Here is a 19,250-nt window from a genome sequence, read left to right on the forward strand (position 1 = left end):
GACAAGAATTGGGTGAGTCCACTGGGCTGGGAGTGCGTAACATCAATCGAATTCGACCGGGTTGGCGCGTACCGCAACATGGTGTCGGATTCAGTTCCGGTGGCGATCTCAGCTAGCCACCGGGAAAAGTCTTGTTCGGCAACCTCCACAGGATCCACCGTGTCGTCCTCCGCGGCGTCAGCCTCCTTGGCGATCGGGGCTTCGGTTGCGGCCACTTCGATACTCGTGTCAACGTCTTCGGCAGACAGCGCTGTATCGTCGTGGTCGACGTCATGTTTATCGTGGCTCACGCTCATCCTTCCTGTGGTTGATACAGGTTGCACCTACCTGACTCTAGTACCAATCCCGCTGAGTTTCGCGTTGCCACACCACATAAATCGGCCCTATAGGCAGGAATCCTACTCCCACTCAATGGTTCCCGGCGGTTTGCCGGTAATATCCAGCACCACCCGGTTGATTCCGTCGACTTCGTCGGTGATGCGCTGCGAAATGCGATCCAAGATGTCATATGGAATGCGAGCGAATCGTGCGGTCATGGCGTCTTCCGACAGGACGGGACGCAATACAACCGGGTGACCGTAGGTACGCCCGCCGTCATTGACACCGACCGAACGAACATCAGCCAGCAACACGACCGGTGATTGCCAGATTTCACGGTCAAGGCCCGACGCCGTGAGTTCTTCACGCACGATCGCATCGGCTTCACGCAAGAGATCGAGCCGTTCCTTCGAGACGGCCCCGACAATACGAATCCCCAAACCAGGACCGGGGAATGGTTGGCGCCAGACGATTTCATCGGGTAGGCCTAATTTCGTACCCACGGCACGAACTTCATCTTTGAAGAGTTGACGTAGTGGTTCCACGAGTTCGAATTCGATGTCCTCGGGTAGCCCGCCCACGTTATGGTGGGACTTGATGACTTTGGAACCATCGGCGTCGCCGGATTCGATAACATCCGGATAGACGGTCCCCTGCACCAAGAACTGCACCGCGGTCGCATTGGGATCATTGGCTGATTCCGCAACAATTTCTGCCTGGGCCCGTTCGAAGGTGCGGATGAATCGCGCACCGATGATTTTGCGTTTGGCTTCTGGGTCAGAGACTCCGTCGAGAGCCGAAAGAAACTCCTCTTCGGCATCGATCATGATCAGCTTTGCACCACCGGTGGAGGCACCGAAGGCCTGTTCGATTTCTACGGATTCGTCCTTGCGCATCAATCCGTGGTTCACGTAGACCGCGGTCAGCTGATCGCCAACTGCGCGTTGGACTAAGGCTGCCGCGACGGCGGAGTCGACTCCACCGGAGAGTCCTACTAGAGCGCGCTTGTCACCGATTTGTTCACGAATTTTCGTAACCTGTTGCTCGATGACTTGCTCGACCGACCAGTCAGGGGACAGATCCGCTGCGATGAACAGGAAGTTTTTGATGGCGGCTTGACCATGTGTGGAATCCTCTCCGCCAGGGTTCCACAGCATGCCATACAGCTGCTGTTCCGAATTTTCGGCGGCTGCAACCGGCATTGAGGTATGCGAGGCTGTTACGACGAAGCCGTCGCTTGGCTCAGTAATGATGTGGGCATGATTGGTGGCTACGTTTTGAGTTGCCGGCTGACCGGAGAACAACGTCGAATTGTCGTCGACATTATCGAGGGCCAGCACTTGGTTGGATGCTGCATCGAGTGTGACAGTGCCACCTAGCGCTTTGGTCACGGCAAGGAATCCCCCGCCGACGGCCAAGACCGGAATCCCAGCGTTCAGCAGTTGTGGATCGATCTCCGGGAGTTCCTCGGTGGTGGTGGAACGAGCCGCAATCACTAGAGCTGCAGGCTGTGCGCCCAGAATTGCGCTCGCTCCGGCGGTATAGGCGTGGACTTCCGAATACACTTTTGCTTCGCGGATGCGTCGAGCAAGTAATTGGGCGTCGTCGGAACCGTAGTCCACAACGATGACGGTGTCTTGAGCGGAAACGGTAGCGTTTTGGGGTGTAGTCATCACAGCATTCAGTCTAGTTGATCGATGGGTTCGACTCACGGAACGCGCTAGTAGCGCATGGTCGCTTCTGGATGAGCGGCCAATTCGCGTTCGACTTCTCTATTGACGCGTTTCTCAACGACGAAGGACAAGAACGGTACGACGCCGCCACCGGCCATGGAAAGCAGTCGTACGCCGCCCCAGCGCATCATCGCCCAGAGTCTGAAGCAACCCAGCAGATAGGCGACGTACAGCCAACCATGGACAATGAGGATAATCAGTGAAATATTGACGCCTTCTAGAACGGCGTCTTGGTGGTACAGGCCAACGATGAATTCTGTGCCGTCTTCTGCGGTTCCACCGGCGAACAGTTCATAGCCGAAACCGTATTTGACGATCATCTGGAGTACCAGCAACAACAGGAAGATACCGGTGAGCCAGGCGGTAAATTTATACAGTTTCTGGGCGCCCCGGATCTGTCGGTGGGTCCCTCCGAAGCGACGCTTCTTTTTGGCTTCGGGGCGCGGTGGCGCCTGGCCGAGATCGTCTTCGGTAATGTCTTCTGGGTCCGGCAGGGTGGAGGGGTCTACCGGTGGGTTCGACTTATCTGTCATGGTATTTCGATCGTCCTTCTTACTCATCGGAGTCCTGCCCGTAGTAGGCGCGGTAGGCTTGCGCGGCAGCTACCTTGTCTTGGCGTGCTTGGTCACGCAGGCGTTGCAATTCGCGAGAACGCCAGTGCCGTTCCCATAGTTCATCAAGTTCAGCTTCGCGTTGATCCTTCAGGTAGTCATCACGGACGAAGCGCCACCACAGATACAACGAGAAGACGGCGAAGATGAACCATTCAACCGCATAGAAAATATTGAGCCAGGCAACTTCTCGTTCTTCGGGTTGCGGAGCTGCGGCGACATCTTCAACTTCGTCACCAGATACGGTGTGTTCAACGCCGTCGACCGTAAAGGTCTCAGCAACGACATATCCGGCGTATAGCGGCTGGTTCCACAGGTTGACCAGTTCGGCCGAGGCCAGCATTTGGGTGCGAACCGGTTCGATGAAGTGGTTCGTATTGGGTGTTGGTCCTTCGCCCGGTATCAGGCGGCCCTGAATTTGCATGGGTTCGTCAACCGACAGCCCCGTCGATTCTTCGAATAGCGAGGCAATCTCGGCCGAGTCACCTTCGATTTCGTCTGGGACCCAGCCCCAGGCGATCGGGATGTTGTTGTCTCCAGGTGCGCCTTCAACGGTCGCGCTAGAAACCAGCCAGAGCCCGACATTGCCTTCATCGACCCGGGATTCCACCTGGACGGTGCGTTCCGGGTCGATGGTGCCCGTGAAGTACACCATCTGATCGGCTTGGTCGCTCATCATGGCCACACCGGGTTCGAAGTGCTCGGTCAACTCGACCTGGGTTTCTGTTTCGGCGTGCGTTCGAGGTTGCACTGCGGTGGATTGTGCAAACTGCCACTGGGTCAGCAAGACAAACAAGGAAGCCACCGCGAGGGTAACTAATAAAAAGCCTATCCACCGAGGTTTTAAAGCTGTACGTAGCAAGTAGGTATCACCCGGAGTAAGTCGGTGAGATCTGGACTTCGACTTTTTGGAAGTCTTTCAGATCCGTGTAGCCGGTGGAGGCCATGGCGCGGCGCAGTGCCCCCATCAGGTTGGCGGTGCCGTTGGTGTGGTTGGTTGCACCCAGCAACAATTCGTCCATTGGGGCCACGGTACCAACATGGGTTCGGTCGCCGCGTGGGAAATCCTGGTGGGCTGCTTCCAGTCCCCAGTGCCAGCCTTTGCCGGGTGCTTCAGCAGCCCGAGCCAGGGTGGTGCCCAGCATGACGGCGTCGGCGCCCATGCCGATGGCTTTGACGATGTCTCCGGAAGTGCCCAGTCCGCCGTCGGCGATGACGTGGACGTAGCGACCGCCGGACTCGTCCATGTAGTCACGGCGGGCTTCGGCGATATCGGAGATAGCGGTAGCCATCGGTACACGAATACCCAGAGCACGGCGGGTGGTTGATGATGCGCCACCACCGAAACCGACGAGTACACCAGCCGCACCAGTGCGCATCAGGTGCAGCGCCGGGGTGTAACCCGCCACTCCCCCGACGATCACTGGGACATCGAGTTCATAAATGAACTTCTTGAGGTCCAGTGATTCTTTTGTTTCGGACACATGTTGTGCCGAGACGGTGGTGCCGCGGATGACGAACATGTCTACTCCGGCATCCACTACGGTCTTGTAGAACTCCTGGGTGCGTTGTGGTGTCAGTGCTCCGGCAACGACCACTCCGGCATCGCGAATTTCTTCCAGTCGAGCCGAAATCAGTTCGGCTTGGATGGGTGCTGAGTACAGCTCTTGGAGCCGTGCAGTATTTTCGGGAGAGAACTGCTGAGCTTGGAGTACCGCAATTTCTTCTAATACAGGCTGTGGGTCGGCGTAGCGGGTCCACAGGCCTTCGAGGTTGAGCACACCCATACCACCGAGTTGGCCCAACTGGATCGCGGTGGCCGGTGACATCACCGAGTCCATTGGTGCACCGATGACGGGCATGGAGAATTTGAAGGCATCGATCTGCCAGTCCAGCGAGACGTCTTCCGGGTCGCGTGTTCGGCGGGTTGGCACGATAGATATGGCATCCAGGGGCATGGATTTCCTGCCGCGTTTACCGAGACCAATTTCAACTTCGTAGCTCACGTGTATCCAGTTTCTATCCGATTGTGGATGGGTTTTAGCGCTGAGGTTCTACTGACACTCTATTAGGCGCGATAGTTTGGTGCTTCCACCGTCATCATAATGTCATGCGGGTGGGACTCTTTTAGCCCGGCTGCGGTCACGCGGACAAAACGGCCGTCGCGCTGCAACTGGTCGATGGTTTCTGAACCCGTGTAGAACATGGTCTGGCGCAGGCCACCTTCCAACTGGTGAAGCACTGCACCAAGTGGTCCGCGGAATGGGACTTGACCTTCGATACCTTCCGGGATGAGTTTTTCATCATCTGGCACATCGGCTTGGAAGTAGCGGTCCTTGGAATAGGAGCGTGAACCATCACGGGTTTGCATGGCACCCAGGGAGCCCATACCGCGGTAGGACTTGAACTGCTTGCCGTTGTAGAAGACAAGGTCACCGGGTGATTCTGCGGTGCCGGCCAGCAAGGATCCCAGCATCACCGAGTTCGCACCGGCGACAATGGCCTTACCGATGTCGCCCGAGTGCTGCAGTCCGCCGTCGGCGATGATCGGCACACCGGCCGGAATCGCTGCTTTGGCTGACTCATAGATGGCGGTGATTTGCGGTACTCCCACACCTGCCACCACGCGGGTGGTACAGATCGAGCCCGGACCAACACCGACTTTGACGGCATCAACGCCGGCATCGACCAAGGCTTTCGCACCCTGATAAGTTGCAGCTTGCCCACCAATGACATCGACGTGTTTGGCGGCTGGATCGTCTTTGAGTTTGGCGACCATATCCAGGACACCCTGAGTGTGACCATTGGCCGTATCGACCACGAGCAGATCCACCCCGGCGTCGACCAGGCTCATGGCGCGTTCAAAGCCATCTCCGAAGAATCCAACGGCACCGCCGACCCGCAGGCGACCGTCGTCGTCTTTTGCAGCGTGGGGGAACTCTTGAGCCTTATCGAAGTCCTTTACGGTGATGAGACCTTCGAGCGTGTTGTCTTTACCGACCAGTGGCAGTTTTTCGATGCGGTGTTCTTGCAGCAGACGCACCACTTCGTCGCGTTGAACATTGACGGGTGCGGTGACCAATGGCATTTTGGTCATGATCTCGTGCACCTTGGTGGTGGCATATTCGTCGCCTGGGACAAAGCGGGTATCACGGTTGGTAATAATGCCCAGCAGAACCTGCTGTTCATCGACCACGGGCAGCCCGGAGATGCGGTAGCGTCCGCACAGGTCGTCCCATTCGGCCAGGGTGGCGTCTGGAGAGATGGTGACCGGGTCGGTGATCATGCCGGATTCGTTGCGCTTGACCTTATCGACTTCGGACGCTTGGTCTTCGATCGAGAGGTTGCGGTGGAGTACTCCGAGGCCACCGTAGCGTGCCATGGCGATGGCCAGTGGCGCTTCGGTGACGGTATCCATGGCCGCGGAGATCACGGGGGTATTGATGCGGATGCGTTTGGTCAGTTGGGTTGAGACATTGGCATCGGCTGGGATGACGTCGGTCGCGTTTGGCAACAACAAGACGTCATCATAAGTAAGACCTACAAACCCGAATGGGTTGTGGGCTTTTGCTACAGGTTCAGATGATGGCCCGGAAGTGTGGTCGGTCACTGGATCATACCCTTTCAAGAAATCCTTTGGTTCCCATGATAAGGGCTTTACGACGTCGAATATTCCGAACGTCACTCATGGTGACGTTTCATCGCAGACCGTGAACACTTCCGGGCCAAAACACCGAAGAATTCTTACTCGACGGTGCCTTCAGTCTGCTCGGCATATTGCTCTGGGGTCAGTAGTGGCCCCTCTTCCGAGACGTCTACGGTGAACAACCAGCCGGCACCGTATGGGTCTTCGTTGATACGTTCGGGGTTTTGGATGACGTCTTCGTTGGATTCCACAATCGTTCCGGAGACCGGTGAGTACAATTCGGAAACGGATTTGGTGGATTCCAGTTCGCCACAGACTTCTCCGGCGGTTACGGTATCGCCAACTTCTGGCAGCTCCGCAAAGACGACGTCACCGAGTTGATCGGCGGCGTAGTCGGTAATGCCAATGCGTACCGGGTCCTCGTCATTGAGCCATTCGTGTTCGGCGGAGTAGCGCAATGCGGATTTAACTACTGTCATGATGGGTCCTTCGTTTAGGTTAGCGAGTGTAGAACGGGGGTTTGGTGATGACAAACGGCAGCGCTTTACCGCGGATTTTTACGTCCACGGCGGTATCGACTGCCGCGTGTTCGGCATCGATGTAGCCCAGTGCTACCGGTTGAGACAGTGTCGGTGACGGGATCCCGGAGGTCACGACACCAACGGCTTGATCATCAACGACGATCGTTGCGCCACTACGTCCGGCGCGACGTTGATCGCTGGTCAGGCCAACCAAGACTTGTGCGGGTGGCGCATCGCGATGTGGTTCCAGTGCGGCTCGTCCGACAAAGTTCTGTGGTTTTTCGAAGGACACGATCCGTCCCAGGCCGGCTTCAAACGGTGTGCGTTCGCGCGAGAGCTCGTTGCCATACAGTGGCATCCCGGCTTCCAGGCGCAGCGAGTCACGACTCGCCAGGCCACAGGCGGTGGCTTCGACTCCAGCGTCGGCGGCGAAGATGCGATTCCACAAGTGGTTCACCTGGTCGTTGGGGGTAATGATTTCGAAACCATCCTCACCCGTGTACCCGGTGCGGGCTACGATCCATTCGCTACCCTCCACGGTCAGTTGAGTGACCCGATAGTTTTTCAACGACGACGCTGCTTCTGCGAATTCATCGCCCAGGGCTGCGACCACGTTTTGTGCTTGTGGTCCTTGGATACCTAGCAGTGAGAGTCGGTCGGTTGCATCGTCGATGGTCACGTCCAGACCGGCTAACCGCTCAGTCACGGCTTCTGACACGGCGGCGGCGTTGCCGGCGTTGGGGACCATGAGGTAGCGGTCCTCCCCCAGCCGGTAGACGATCAGATCATCAAGGATTGTGCCTTCTTCGGTGAGCATGACCGTATATTTTGCCCGACCGATGGTCATTTTGGAGAAGTCCCCGGCCAGGGCGGTGTTGAGCCCTTTGACGGCTTCGGGACCGCTAACAAAAATTTCGCCCATATGTGAAAGATCGAAGATCCCCACGGCTTCGCGGACGGCCTTGTGCTCGGTGATTTCTGAGAAGTATTTCAGCGGCATGTTCCAGCCGTTGAAATCTGTGAAGCTTGCGCCCAGTGCCTCGTGCGCCTCAAATAATGCGGTAGTTTTCAATGTCATGTGCAGGCTCCTAGTCGATTTCGAACGCTTCCGGTGGTGGGCACGAGCAGATCAGGTTGCGGTCGCCGCCGGCCTGATCAATACGCGAAACCGGGGTGAAGTATTTGTCCACGCGCAGTGCCGGAACCGGGAACGCGGCTTGTTCTACCGAGTACGCACGGTCCCAATCTGAGGACACCACATCAGCTACCGTGTGCGGGGCGTTGCGCAGCACGGAGCCTTCTAGGGCAACTTTTTCGTTGGCGATTTCTTCGATTTCCTCGCGGATGGTGATCATCGCGGTGATGAAGCGTTCGATTTCAACGAGGTCTTCGGATTCGGTTGGCTCGACCATGAGGGTGCCCGGTACCGGGAAGGCCATGGTTGGGGCGTGGAATCCGAAGTCCATGAGGCGTTTGGCCACGTCTTCAGCAGTGACACCAGTTTGTTTGGTGAGCTCGCGCAGGTCCAGAATGCACTCGTGTGCGACCAACCCATTCAGGCCCGTGTAGAGCAGTGGGTAGTGGTCTTTGAGTCGGTGAGCCAGGTAGTTTGCCGATAGTACTGCCACCTGGGTTGCCTCTTTGAGCGCGGGTGCACCCATCATTGAGACATAAGCCCAGGTAATCGGCAGGACACCGGCTGAACCGTAGAGGGTCGACGCAACCGGGGTGGCGTCTTCCGGTAGTGGACCGTTTGGATTGGCAGGCAGGTGTGGTTTGAGGTGCTCGGCCACGCAGACCGGACCAACACCTGGGCCACCGCCACCGTGCGGGATGGCAAAGGTTTTGTGCAAGTTCAGGTGGGAGACATCGCCACCAAATTTACCGGGTTGTGCCAATCCGACCAGGGCATTGAGGTTCGCACCGTCGATGTAGACCTGCCCGCCTGCGTTGTGAATCTTTTCGCAGATCTCGACAACGTCGGTGTCGTAGATACCGGCGGTCGATGGGTAGGTGATCATGATCGCGGCGATGCGATCACCGTATTTTTCGAGCACCTCGTCGAGGTGGTCGGAGTCAATGGACCCATCCTCAGCGGTTTTGACGACGCTGACTTGCAGACCGGCAAGGACTGCTGAAGCGGCGTTCGTGCCGTGCGCGGATGCCGGGATGATGCAAATATCGCGTTGTGTCTCGCCCTGAGAGTTGAGGTACTGGCGGATGGCCTGCAGACCCGCGTACTCACCTTGAGACCCGGCGTTGGGTTGCAACGACACAGCAGCATAACCGGTGATCGCTTCGAGCTTGGATTCCAAATCTTCGATCAATTCGATCCATCCGGCGGCTTGTTCGGTCGGTGCGTAGGGGTGAATCCCTGCGAACTCTGGCCAGGCAGTAGCTTCCATCTCGGCGGCAGCGTTGAGTTTCATTGTGCACGAGCCCAGTGGGATCATGGTGCGGTCCAGCGCGAGATCGCGGTCTGCCAGACGTCGGCAATAGCGCATCATGGTGGATTCAGAACGAATGGTCTGGAAGATCTCATGCGTCATGAATTCTGATTCGCGGGTCAGGGCCGAATCGATCGCCGGCTCTGACGACGTAGCGAGTTCAATACCAAAGACCGAAGCTAAGGCTGCGATGTCAGCATCGGTGGTGGTCTCATCCGTAGAGATGCCAACCTGAGTATCCGAGAAGCGACGCAGGTTGTAACCGGCGTCATCAGCCTTGGCCATGGTCGCGGTAACGTCATCGACGCTGACAACCAGGGTGTCAAAGAAGTGTTCGGTGGCGAGTTCAAAGCCTCCCGAGCGCAGCGAAGCGGCCAAGCGGCTGGCCATGGAGTGGGTGCGCAGCGCAATTTGGGTGACGCCCTCCGGACCGTGATAGACCCCGTACATTCCGGCCATTACCGCCAGCAGTGCTTGTGCGGTACAGATGTTGGAAGTGGCTTTTTCGCGGCGGATATGTTGCTCGCGGGTCTGCAGCGCCAAGCGGTAAGCCGGTGTGCCAGAAGCATCTTGAGAAACACCGACCAGACGGCCTGGCATTTGGCGGACGAACCGTTCTCGGGTGGCCATGTAGGCGGCGTGTGGTCCACCGTAGAACAGCGGGACACCAAAACGCTGGGTAGTTCCCACCGCAATGTCGGCCCCTTGCTCTCCCGGTGGGGTGATCAAGGTCAGTGACAGTAGATCGGCGATCACACTGATCATGGCGCCGCGTTCTTTGGCCTCATCGAAAATGGCCTGGTGGTTGACGAGTGCGCCGTCGTCGCCTGGCTGTTGGACGAGCACACCGCACAGATCGCCTTCTGGCAGGCCCTCGGTTGCTAGATCGACAAGGTGGGTTTCGACACCAAGTGAGCGGGTGCGTCCCAGAATGACCGATAGGGTCTGCGGGAAGATATTTTTGTCGATGACCACGGGCGCAGCCGAGTGTTTGCGGTTGGCCCGGCGCATCATGAGCACGGCTTCGGCGGCGGCTGAGGATTCATCCAGCATCGAAGCGTTGGCAATTTCTAAGCCAGTCAGGTCAGAGACCATGGTCTGGTAGTTCAGCAGGGCCTCAAGACGGCCCTGGGAAATTTCTGGCTGATAGGGCGTGTATGCGGTGTACCAGCCGGGGTTTTCAAAGACATTTCGGCGGATGACGGCCGGGGTGATGGTGTCGTAGAAGCCCTGACCGATCATGGTTTTCTTAACGCTGTTCTTGGCCGCTAGTTCACGAAGTCGAGCTTGGGCTTGGGCCTCGGTGAGCGCATCGGGCAGGACAAGTGGTTCATCTTGGACAATGTTTTCAGGCATTGCCGCGGTGGTGAGCGCATCTAGGTCCTCATAGCCGAGTGTTTCCAGCATTTCTGCAATGCCGGATTCACGTGGGCCGAGGTGACGATGAGCAAAGTTGGCCAGTTCATAAACAGCCATGGGATCTCCTAGGTGTGGATACAGTGTTATCCGTTGGATCCCTCCCCATCTGTTATAGACCTGAGAGTTTTCCAGTAACTGGTTGCCCCGTCGGTGAGCCGCTTATGCGACTGCTTTCCAGATTGGCCTGTAGTAGACGGTAGGGGTACCTGAGAGATTCCTGGGGAGGAAGTTGCACCGTCGGTGCCCATTACGCTGGGCTCTCCCGCCTGCTATGCACGGCCACATTCAATTATGCTTCGCGTCACAGTATAGCCTGGACTTTCGAAATTGAGAACTTGTCCCCGACAGGCGTGGAGATTGTCGCTACATCACAGGAAAGACCTCTGGACGTGACGGATATGTCGCACATCGAGGACCGCTGTTGGAATGGCGGTGACAACAATGAACAGCACGGCCCAGGTCCCTAGCACTTCAGACCAGACGACAAACGGAAGCATGAGCAGGACCTCCGAAGCGCCCGGAGTGTTCGCGGGGCGAGCACACGGCAGCCCCGACAGATCATTGCCGGGGCTCACCGCATATTCGTACGAAGCTAGCTATCTCAAACGGCCAGGACCTCGACAGGAATATTGCCTCGGATGGCCTTGGAATATGGGCACAACTCGTGAGTGCGATCGACGACCTTCTGCGCAGTCTCTTGCTCGACGTTCGGTATGCTCACCATAAGTTTTATAGACAGGCCGAAACTTTCGCCTTCTTTGCCAATCCCTACCTCGGTGTTGACCACAGAACCCGTCGTATCGACACCCAGTTCTTTACCGGCTAAGCCCAAAGCACTTTGGAAACAGGCGCCGTACCCGACAGCAAAGAGCTGTTCTGGATTCGCGCCGCCTCCTGGGCCGCCCTGCTCTTTTGGAGTGCGAAGGCTGACATCGACCATTTCGTCGTCGGTGGTACCACGGCCATCTCGACCACCCGTGATTTCTGCCTTGGCAGTGTATGCAATGTTTTCGGGAGTGTTCATATCTCTTCTCCTTTGTATAGAAGCTCAGCTTCTCTGCATTCAGTAGCCGCTTCAGCGACTAACCACCTTCTAGCCTTGCCGTATTTCAGGATGTTGTCTAGACCTCATACCGCGCGTGGTTAACCAACAGGACCTCTGCCCCGAGTCCGAGGCAGAGGTCCTGTCTGAAGGTTTCAGTAGCGAGAGTACTTAGTCTTCTTCTTCAACTTTGTCGGCAACGAGTGTTTCGGTGGTCAGCACCATACCGGCGATCGATGCGGCGTTCGCCAGCGCGGAGCGGGTGACCTTGACCGGGTCAATAATGCCGGCATCTACCAGGTTGCCGTATTCACCGGACGCGGCGTTGTAGCCCTCGTTCGGCTGCAGCTCAGCAACACGGGAGACGACGACGGAGCCGTCTTCGCCAGCGTTCAGCGCGATCCAGCGGGTTGGCTGAACGATAGCGCGGCGCACAACGTTGACGCCTGCCAGCTGATCTGACGACAGATTCTGGAGCTCTGGTGCGTCATTAAGTGCAGCAGCAGCGTTGATCAGTGCGGTACCGCCACCGGCAACGATGCCTTCTTCAAGCGCTGCACGGGTTGAAGCGACAGCATCTTCGATGCGTCCCTTACGCTCTTTGAGCTCAACCTCGGTTGCGGCACCAACCTTGATGACAGAAACGCCACCGGCCAGTTTGGCCAAACGTTCCTGCAGTTTTTCGCGGTCCCAATCCGATTCGGTTGCTTCGATTTCGGATTTGATCTGGCCAACGCGGTCGGATACGTCCTGAGCGTCACCGGCGCCATCAACGATGGTGGTGACTTCCTTGGTGACGGTAATACGACGTGCGCTACCCAGAACTTCGGTACCAACCTGATCCAGCTTCATGCCCAGGTCTTCGGAAACAACCTGTGCACCAGTCAGGGTGGCAATGTCCTGCAGCATGGCCTTGCGGCGGTCGCCGAAGCCAGGGGCTTTGACAGCAACAGCGTTCAAGGTACCGCGCAGTTTGTTGACCACCAGGGTGGACAGTGCTTCACCGTCAACATCTTCAGCGATGATGAATAGCGGTTTCTTTTCCTGCAGAACCTGTTCCAACAGTGGCAGGAATTCCTGCACGTTGGAGATCTTCGACTGGGTCAGCAGAATGTATGGATCTTCCAGCACGGCTTCCTGACGCTCAGCGTCAGTGACCATGTATGGCGACAGGTAGCCCTTATCGAATTCCATACCTTCGGTGATTTCCAGCTCGGTGTCTGTAGTGGAGGATTCCTCCACGGTGATAACACCGTTGACGCCAACGGTATCGAAGGCCTTGGCCAGCAGTTCACCGATTTCGTCTTCACCGGATGAGATGGCAGCAACGTGTGACACGTTGTCGCCGGATACCTCGACAGCGTTTTCCAGCAGGCGCTGCTGCAGTACTTCTACTGCGGCTTCTACACCTTTGCGAACTTCGCCGGGGGCTGCACCGGCGGCAACCAGGCGCATACCTTCGTTGACCAGAGCCTGGGCAAGAATGGTTGCGGTGGTCGTACCGTCACCGGCGATGTCCTGAGTTTTGGTGGCAACTTCTTTTGCCAGCTGGGCGCCCATGTTTTCGTATGGGTCTTCCAGCTCTACTTCACGGGCGATGGTTACGCCATCGTTGGTGATGTTTGGTGCGCCCCATGCTTTGTCGAGTACGACATTGCGGCCTTTCGGACCGAGGGTGACCTTGACGGTATCAGCCAACTTGTCGACACCGGCCTGTAATGCACGGCGGGCTTCGTCGTTGAATAGCAACTGTTTAGCCAACTGTTCTCCTTAGTAATTCGTTTCGAAAAATATGTGAGTAGTGTCAGACTTATTTTTCGATGACGGCGAGCACGTCACGAGCGGACAGGACGAGGAATTCCTGACCGGCGTACTTGACTTCGGTGCCACCGTATTTGGAGAACAGGACGACGTCGCCTTCGGCAACGTCAACGCTGACGCGTTCGCCGTTTTCAGCAACGCGGCCTGGGCCCACTGCAACGACTTTTCCTTCTTGTGGTTTTTCCTGGGCGGTATCGGGGATGACCAGACCGGAAGCAGTGGTCTGCTCAGCGGCCAGTGGTTCTACAACGATACGGTCCTCAAGCGGCTTGATGGAAACAGCCATGAATCTTCTCCTACTAATACTGTAAAAGGTAAATAATGTTCAGTTGCCGGGCAAGCCAACCGTCGTCGCGGGTGCCGGATGGCTGGAACCTAAAGGCTTTAGCACTCACATGGTGCGTGTGCTAATCCCAACTGTATTACCCTGTTAGCACTTGGTCAAATAGAGTGCTAAATTCACGAACCTTGAAAAATGCGCAACAGCGACGCCGCAGCATCCACCCGCACACCAACCGGGTACGCTGGGAGTTGTGTCTGACTCAACTGCTGCTGACCTTGCCGGTGTCCTGACCCCGGAAGGCTTCAAACTTCTTAACCAACTCTGGCGTGATGGCGACTACGCCACGGTCGATACCCTGAAACTCGCCGAACGCTTGCGAGCCGACGGATACACTCCCGGAGTCGTAAACTCTGTGTTGACGCAACTCAAACTGCGAACCCAGGCCGAAGTAAAGTTTGGGCCGTTTGTCGATCAGATGATCTTTACTGATGCCGGACTCCAGCAGGCTACGTCGCTACAGGTGGCCGCCCACCATGCGCGCCGCTTTGCCCGCGCCGGGGTGGATGAAGTCGTAGATCTCGGAGCTGGCCTGGGCGCCGATGCCCTAGCCATCGCCGGGCTGGATATCCCCGTAACCGCCGTCGAGATAGACGAGACAACCGCCGCCGCCACAACCATCAACCTCATGGCCTTTCCACACGCCAAGGTCCAAGTGGCCGACGCTATGGACTGGATACATGACCACCCCGCCGATGAGCACACGACGCGCGGTTTCTGGTTGGATCCGGCACGCCGCAAAACGCACTCGCACGGTACGGTCCGCATTTTTGACCCAGAAGCCTTTTCTCCGCCGCTCTCCTTCGTCGAGTCTCTCGCCGACGCCGGCCACGCCGTCGGGGTGAAACTCGGCCCGGCACTAGCCCATAATGTCATCCCCGATAATGCCGAGGCCCAGTGGGTTTCCCTACACGGCAGCGTGGTCGAGGCAGTCCTGTGGTTCAATATGGTTCAGCGTTCTGACGTTCGCCGTGCTGCACTCGTGATTACACCCTCCGGCGCCGCCGAGCTCACCTCGACCACTGATTTTGGTGCGTCTCCCGACGTACCCATCGAGGGCATTGAGGGCGCTACCGGTTACCTCTATGAACCCGATGGTGCGGTCATTCGTGCCGGTCTGGTCACAGATTTGATGATCGAACACTTTATGGTCGATGATCCGACCGACGCCGCCGCTGCGCGGCAGTTGGACGAGCACATCGCCTACTTCTGCTCCGATGCCTACGTAGAGACCCCTTTTGCCACCGGGTACCGAATTCTCGAGGTGCTCCCCTATAAGATCAAGACCTTGCGCCGGTATGTACAAGAGCACGGTGTGACCCGCTTGGATATCAAAAAGCGTGGCGTAGATGTCGCTCCGGAAGAATTGCGCCGCACCCTGATGCAGGGACAGAATTCGAAAAAGCCGGCATCAGGTGAGCATCTCACCCTGGTGCTGACGCGCGTGGGCGATGAACGCTACGCGATCGTGGTGGACCCCGTTTAGAGGCACACGGCCAGGTTTAGAAGTACACGGCCAGTGGGCCGTCGACGTCGTCGATAATGCGCACCGAGGTGCCAAAAATTTCGGACAGCACAGAGGATTTCATGGTGTCTGCGCACGTATCGAAGTGGGTAACTTGGCCCTCGTTCATCGCCAGGATGTGATCTGAGTACCGGGACGCGAAGTTGATGTCGTGCATCACCATAATGACGGTGCGGCCTAGCTCGTCGGCGGCTTTACGGAGTTGCCGCATCATCTGCACCGAGTGACTCATGTCAAGGTTGTTCAGCGGCTCGTCCAAGAACACATACTCGGTGTCTTGGGCCAGAACCATGGCCACGTATGCACGCTGCCGTTGTCCACCCGATAGCTCATCCAAGTAACGATCTTGGAGTGCGGTGAGGTTCAAGAATTCTAGTGACGAGTTGATGTGGTGCTCGTCTTCAACGGTGAGACGACCTTGCGAGTGCGGATAACGGCCGAAACCGACCAGCTGTCGTACGGTCAGCCGAGTGACGAAATGGTTTTCCTGCCGCAAGATAGACAGCTTCTTGGCGACCTCAATGGATTTGGATTGCTTCACGTCTAGGCCGCCCACCGTGATCTTGCCGGTGTCGGAACTCATCAGGCGGCCCATCATGGTCAGAACCGTGGACTTTCCTGCCCCGTTGGGCCCTACCAGCGAAGTAATTCCACCGGAAGGAATTTGAACGTCAATGGGACCGATCGTGGTTTCGCCCGAGTAAGTTTTCGTCACATTTTCGAGGGTTATCATAACCGTCCCTTCCGCATGATGACGATAAGAAATACTAGCCCACCGATGAGCTCGACGATGATGGTAACTGCACCCTGAGCGTAAAATATATGCCGCAGGACAAAATATGCACCGGTCAGCAGAACGAAGCCCAATAAAAACGCAACCGGAAGGATCGCCCGGTGGCTATAGGTGTCGGCTATCGAATACGCCAGGGTGGCCACCAAGAAACCTAAGAAAGTCATGGGCCCGACCAACGACGTTGTCATTGCCATCAGAATCGAGACGGCGATCAGCACTTTGATAGTTTCGCGACGGTGATTGAGGCCCAGACTGGTAGCCACCGATGATCCCAGCGCCATGGCATCCATTCGGCCTGCCCGCGCCAGGATCCAGAAGGCGACGACCGCGACGATCGGGATGGCGTAGGGCAGGTATTCGGTGCTGGCATTGGAGATGTTGCCCATCAATCGGGCCGTCAGAACATCGAACTCGTTGGGGTCGAGCATGCGCTGCATGAACGTGGTGAGCGAGGCGAGCCCCGCCCCGATGACGACACCGACCAGCAGCATCGTATGAACGTTGGTAAATTTCGAGCTCAGCAGCCAGGAGTACAGCAGCGTGGCAAAAGCCACCATCAAGACGACTTGGAAGAAATAGGACGCTATCCCGCGCGTAACGGTGGCACCGACCGCCCCGAGGAAGAAAACGGCCGCGGTGTTAATGAGCCCGTACAGGGCTTCAAAGCCCAAAATTGATGGGGTCACAATCCTGTTGAAGGTGACCGTATGGAACGCAACAGTGGCAAACGAGTGCGCCGCAGCAACAACGGCTATGACCAGGACCGTGGTGATGCGCGATTGGGCGATCTTCCAGAACCCTGCGCTACCAAATGGCATCGGGTTGTCATAGGTCAGGATACCCGCGGTCAATCCGAGGGCAGCCAATGCCAGCACGATCAGCGAGATCAACCAGCGACGACGATGTGCCGAACTCACAAAAGTTGACGTGGTGACCGCTGCAGCAGTGGTGGTGTTAGCCACGACGGCCCCTTTTCACGATCAGATACACGAAGACGGTAGCCCCAAAGACCCCGAGAATCATGGAAACCGGGATTTCGAAGGGCATGATGATGGTTCGGCCAATAATGTCTGTCAGTGTTATGACGACAATGCCGACCAGCATAACCCAGGGCAGATTCGATCTGAGGTTATCGCCTCGAAACATGGAGACAATATTGGGCACCACTAAGCCCAGAAACGGCAGAGAACCAACGACGACAGAGACGACGCCGGTCACGACGGCCACGATCAAAATGCCGGTGAGGACTACCGCTCGATAATTCAGTCCCACAGAGGTGGCGATTTCCTGGCCGAGTCCGGCCACCGTAAACCTGTCGGCGATAAAGTACACGATGATCGTCATGAGCGCGACAATCCAGAGCAACTCGTAGCGGCCTTTGGTCACACCGGTAAATGACCCAGCAAACCAAATGCCCAGGCTCTGCAACATATCGGTTTGCAATGCCACAAATGTGGAGACCGCGCCCACTACAGCGCCCAGCATCAACCCGACAATGGGCACCACGAGCGAGGACTTCAACGCGACACGTTGCAAGAAGGCAAAGAATATCAGGGTGCCAATCAGTGAAAACACGATGGCCACGATCATGCGCAGTGTCAGTGACGGCTGCGGGACGACGACATAGGTCAGAATCAGCCCCAGCCCGGCCCATTCGATGGTGCCGGTGGTCGAGGGTTCCACGAAACGGTTCTGCGTCATCAACTGCATGATGAGACCCACCACGGCCATGGAGGCCCCGGAGAGAATCAACCCGATAGTGCGCGGCACGCGGGTGATCCAGAACATCTCGCTGCCGCCTTCGGAGTTCAGATCATATACTCCGATAAATAATGATGCTATGACCAGGCTGATGGTGACCATCAGCCCGATCAATAGCGGCCAACTACGCGACCACAGTCCAGCAGTTTTCGATGCACCAGCAGATGTATCGAGCCCACCAGGGCGGGATTGAGAAAGTTTAGTCACGCAAGGCCTTTAGATTACTCCGACCACTGGTCTGCGAGGTCGTTGAGAATCGTAGTGTGGTTCTGGATGTCTTCAGCGAGGTAGAAGTCGCCTGGCATGTAGTAGATATTATCGTTCTTTACCGCAGGAACATCTTGGAGTGCCTCAGATTCTTCAATGAGTTCTTTTGCACCGGCAGATGAACCGTCGCCAACGGCGGCGTCACGGTCCAACACGATCAGAAAGTCTGGGTTAGCAGAAGCAATAGCCTCTACAGAAATGTCGTCACCCGTATGATCGGTCGAGCCCTCATCATCCAGGGCTGGTGTCATCTCCAGGATGTCATAGAGCGGCCCAACTGCCCGACCGGTGGTGGGGGCAGCATAGTTAATATCGCCACCGGAGGTGACCAAACCGGTAACGGTCATCTCGGGATCATAAGCTTCCTGTGCGCGCTCAAGCGCTTCATCGAAGTCAGCGATAAGCTGGTCGGCTTCGTCCTGTTTACCGAAGACTTCACCAAGCAGTGCCGTCTGGTCACGGAACTCCTGATCGAGTTCACCGGTTTCAGTTTCAATGTCGGTGTTGACGATCGGTACGTCACCAGTCGCAGCGCTGGCGAGGTCTTCACCGTGCTGGCTAAAGCGCTGGCCGTTCAATATCAAATCTGGTTCTGCCGCGGTCACCATTTCCATATCTGGCTCGCGGTGATTGCCCATATTGAGAATGTCATCGTTATTGGTGTACTTCTCGAGAATCTCCATGTCGGCAGGCATGAGATCTACCGGCGCCGCTGAAAGCTCGACATCCCATTCCGCCAACGTACGGAAAATGCGGTTGTCGGTTGCAATGACGGATTCTGGTTCCGCAGGAACAGTATGGGCCTCGTCGGCCATATCCGTGACCTCGACGGTATCGCCGCTTTCGGCACCGGCCTCTGGGCTATCGGCGTCTGATGACCCACAGGCGTTCAACCCGAGTGCGCCAACGGCGATGAAAGCCGCCAGACTCGTGCGAGTGATTCCCAGTTTTTTCACGTTTCGTCTCCAAATGACAGAATAGATAACAGAATAACATTCTTACTTAG

General features: G+C 56.9%; 18 protein-coding genes and 1 riboswitch. Of the genes, 1 reads left to right on the top strand and 17 read right to left on the bottom strand.

Going from position 1 to position 19,250, the window contains the following annotated elements; genetic code table 11:
• From L0H14_RS07905 to groES, 13 genes are all read right to left on the bottom strand, one after another.
• Positions 1-290, bottom strand: a 290-nt coding sequence (locus L0H14_RS07905; RefSeq protein ID WP_301418900.1) for a hypothetical protein, incomplete at its 3' end; no start/stop codon positions are given.
• Between the two features lie 108 nt (positions 291-398).
• Entirely contained in the window at positions 399-1,991 is a 1,593-nt protein-coding gene (guaA, locus tag L0H14_RS07910; protein WP_301418902.1) for a glutamine-hydrolyzing GMP synthase, read from the bottom strand.
• A gap of 47 nt (positions 1,992-2,038) precedes the next feature.
• Positions 2,039-2,584, bottom strand: coding sequence for a DUF3817 domain-containing protein (locus L0H14_RS07915; RefSeq protein ID WP_301418904.1), 546 nt, complete (start codon positions 2,582-2,584; stop codon positions 2,039-2,041).
• A gap of 19 nt (positions 2,585-2,603) precedes the next feature.
• Positions 2,604-3,458 (bottom strand): SURF1 family cytochrome oxidase biogenesis protein, encoded by an 855-nt coding sequence (locus tag L0H14_RS07920; protein ID WP_301421616.1) that lies wholly within the window; start codon positions 3,456-3,458, stop codon positions 2,604-2,606.
• A gap of 73 nt (positions 3,459-3,531) precedes the next feature.
• Complete coding sequence (locus tag L0H14_RS07925; RefSeq protein WP_301418908.1) at positions 3,532-4,668, bottom strand: GuaB3 family IMP dehydrogenase-related protein; 1,137 nt, start codon at positions 4,666-4,668, stop codon at positions 3,532-3,534.
• A gap of 62 nt (positions 4,669-4,730) precedes the next feature.
• Entirely contained in the window at positions 4,731-6,272 is a 1,542-nt protein-coding gene (guaB, locus tag L0H14_RS07930; RefSeq protein WP_301418910.1) for an IMP dehydrogenase, read from the bottom strand.
• A 134-nt stretch (positions 6,273-6,406) separates the two neighbouring features.
• Complete coding sequence (gene gcvH / locus L0H14_RS07935; RefSeq protein ID WP_301418912.1) at positions 6,407-6,787, bottom strand: glycine cleavage system protein GcvH; 381 nt, start codon at positions 6,785-6,787, stop codon at positions 6,407-6,409.
• A 19-nt stretch (positions 6,788-6,806) separates the two neighbouring features.
• Positions 6,807-7,907 (bottom strand): glycine cleavage system aminomethyltransferase GcvT, encoded by a 1,101-nt coding sequence (gene gcvT, locus L0H14_RS07940; RefSeq protein ID WP_301418914.1) that lies wholly within the window; start codon positions 7,905-7,907, stop codon positions 6,807-6,809.
• A 10-nt stretch (positions 7,908-7,917) separates the two neighbouring features.
• On the bottom strand, positions 7,918-10,752 hold the full coding sequence (gene gcvP, locus L0H14_RS07945; protein ID WP_301418916.1) for an aminomethyl-transferring glycine dehydrogenase: 2,835 nt from the start codon (positions 10,750-10,752) through the stop codon (positions 7,918-7,920).
• A gap of 39 nt (positions 10,753-10,791) precedes the next feature.
• Positions 10,792-10,883, bottom strand: a riboswitch (glycine riboswitch).
• A gap of 180 nt (positions 10,884-11,063) precedes the next feature.
• A complete protein-coding gene (locus L0H14_RS07950; RefSeq protein WP_301418919.1) occupies positions 11,064-11,270 on the bottom strand; it encodes a hypothetical protein in 207 nt (68 codons plus the stop codon).
• Positions 11,271-11,296: 26 nt separating this feature from the next.
• On the bottom strand, positions 11,297-11,719 hold the full coding sequence (locus L0H14_RS07955; protein WP_301418921.1) for an organic hydroperoxide resistance protein: 423 nt from the start codon (positions 11,717-11,719) through the stop codon (positions 11,297-11,299).
• 189 nt (positions 11,720-11,908) lie between these two features.
• Positions 11,909-13,498 (bottom strand): chaperonin GroEL, encoded by a 1,590-nt coding sequence (gene groL / locus L0H14_RS07960; protein ID WP_301418923.1) that lies wholly within the window; start codon positions 13,496-13,498, stop codon positions 11,909-11,911.
• A 49-nt stretch (positions 13,499-13,547) separates the two neighbouring features.
• The gene (gene groES, locus L0H14_RS07965) at positions 13,548-13,844 is read right to left on the bottom strand and encodes a co-chaperone GroES (protein ID WP_301418924.1); all 297 of its coding nucleotides are present in this window, start codon (positions 13,842-13,844) and stop codon (positions 13,548-13,550) included.
• 247 nt (positions 13,845-14,091) lie between these two features.
• Here groES and L0H14_RS07970 point away from each other — a divergent pair, with 247 nt between their 5' ends.
• Positions 14,092-15,384, top strand: coding sequence for a class I SAM-dependent methyltransferase (locus L0H14_RS07970; protein WP_301421618.1), 1,293 nt, complete (start codon positions 14,092-14,094; stop codon positions 15,382-15,384).
• Positions 15,385-15,400: 16 nt separating this feature from the next.
• Here the strand turns inward: L0H14_RS07970 and L0H14_RS07975 are convergent, their stop codons facing one another.
• From L0H14_RS07975 to L0H14_RS07990, 4 genes are all read right to left on the bottom strand, one after another.
• A complete protein-coding gene (locus L0H14_RS07975) occupies positions 15,401-16,156 on the bottom strand; it encodes an ABC transporter ATP-binding protein (protein ID WP_301418928.1) in 756 nt (251 codons plus the stop codon).
• Positions 16,153-17,178, bottom strand: a complete 1,026-nt coding sequence (locus L0H14_RS07980) for an iron chelate uptake ABC transporter family permease subunit (RefSeq protein WP_301418930.1) — start codon at positions 17,176-17,178, stop codon at positions 16,153-16,155. Before L0H14_RS07980 ends, L0H14_RS07975 begins: the two co-directional genes overlap by 4 nt.
• The gene (locus L0H14_RS07985; protein ID WP_301418934.1) at positions 17,171-18,115 is read right to left on the bottom strand and encodes an ABC transporter permease; all 945 of its coding nucleotides are present in this window, start codon (positions 18,113-18,115) and stop codon (positions 17,171-17,173) included. The genes L0H14_RS07980 and L0H14_RS07985 overlap by 8 nt, the downstream gene beginning before the upstream one ends.
• 83 nt (positions 18,116-18,198) lie before the next feature.
• Positions 18,199-19,200 carry a siderophore ABC transporter substrate-binding protein gene (locus tag L0H14_RS07990; RefSeq protein ID WP_301421620.1) on the bottom strand — a complete coding sequence of 334 codons (1,002 nt, stop codon included), beginning with the start codon at positions 19,198-19,200 and terminating at the stop codon, positions 18,199-18,201.
• Between the last annotated feature and the right edge of the window lie 50 nt (positions 19,201-19,250).

Origin of the sequence: Yaniella sp. (assembly GCF_030453185.1) — a bacterium.
Taxonomy (GTDB): domain Bacteria; phylum Actinomycetota; class Actinomycetes; order Actinomycetales; family Micrococcaceae; genus Yaniella.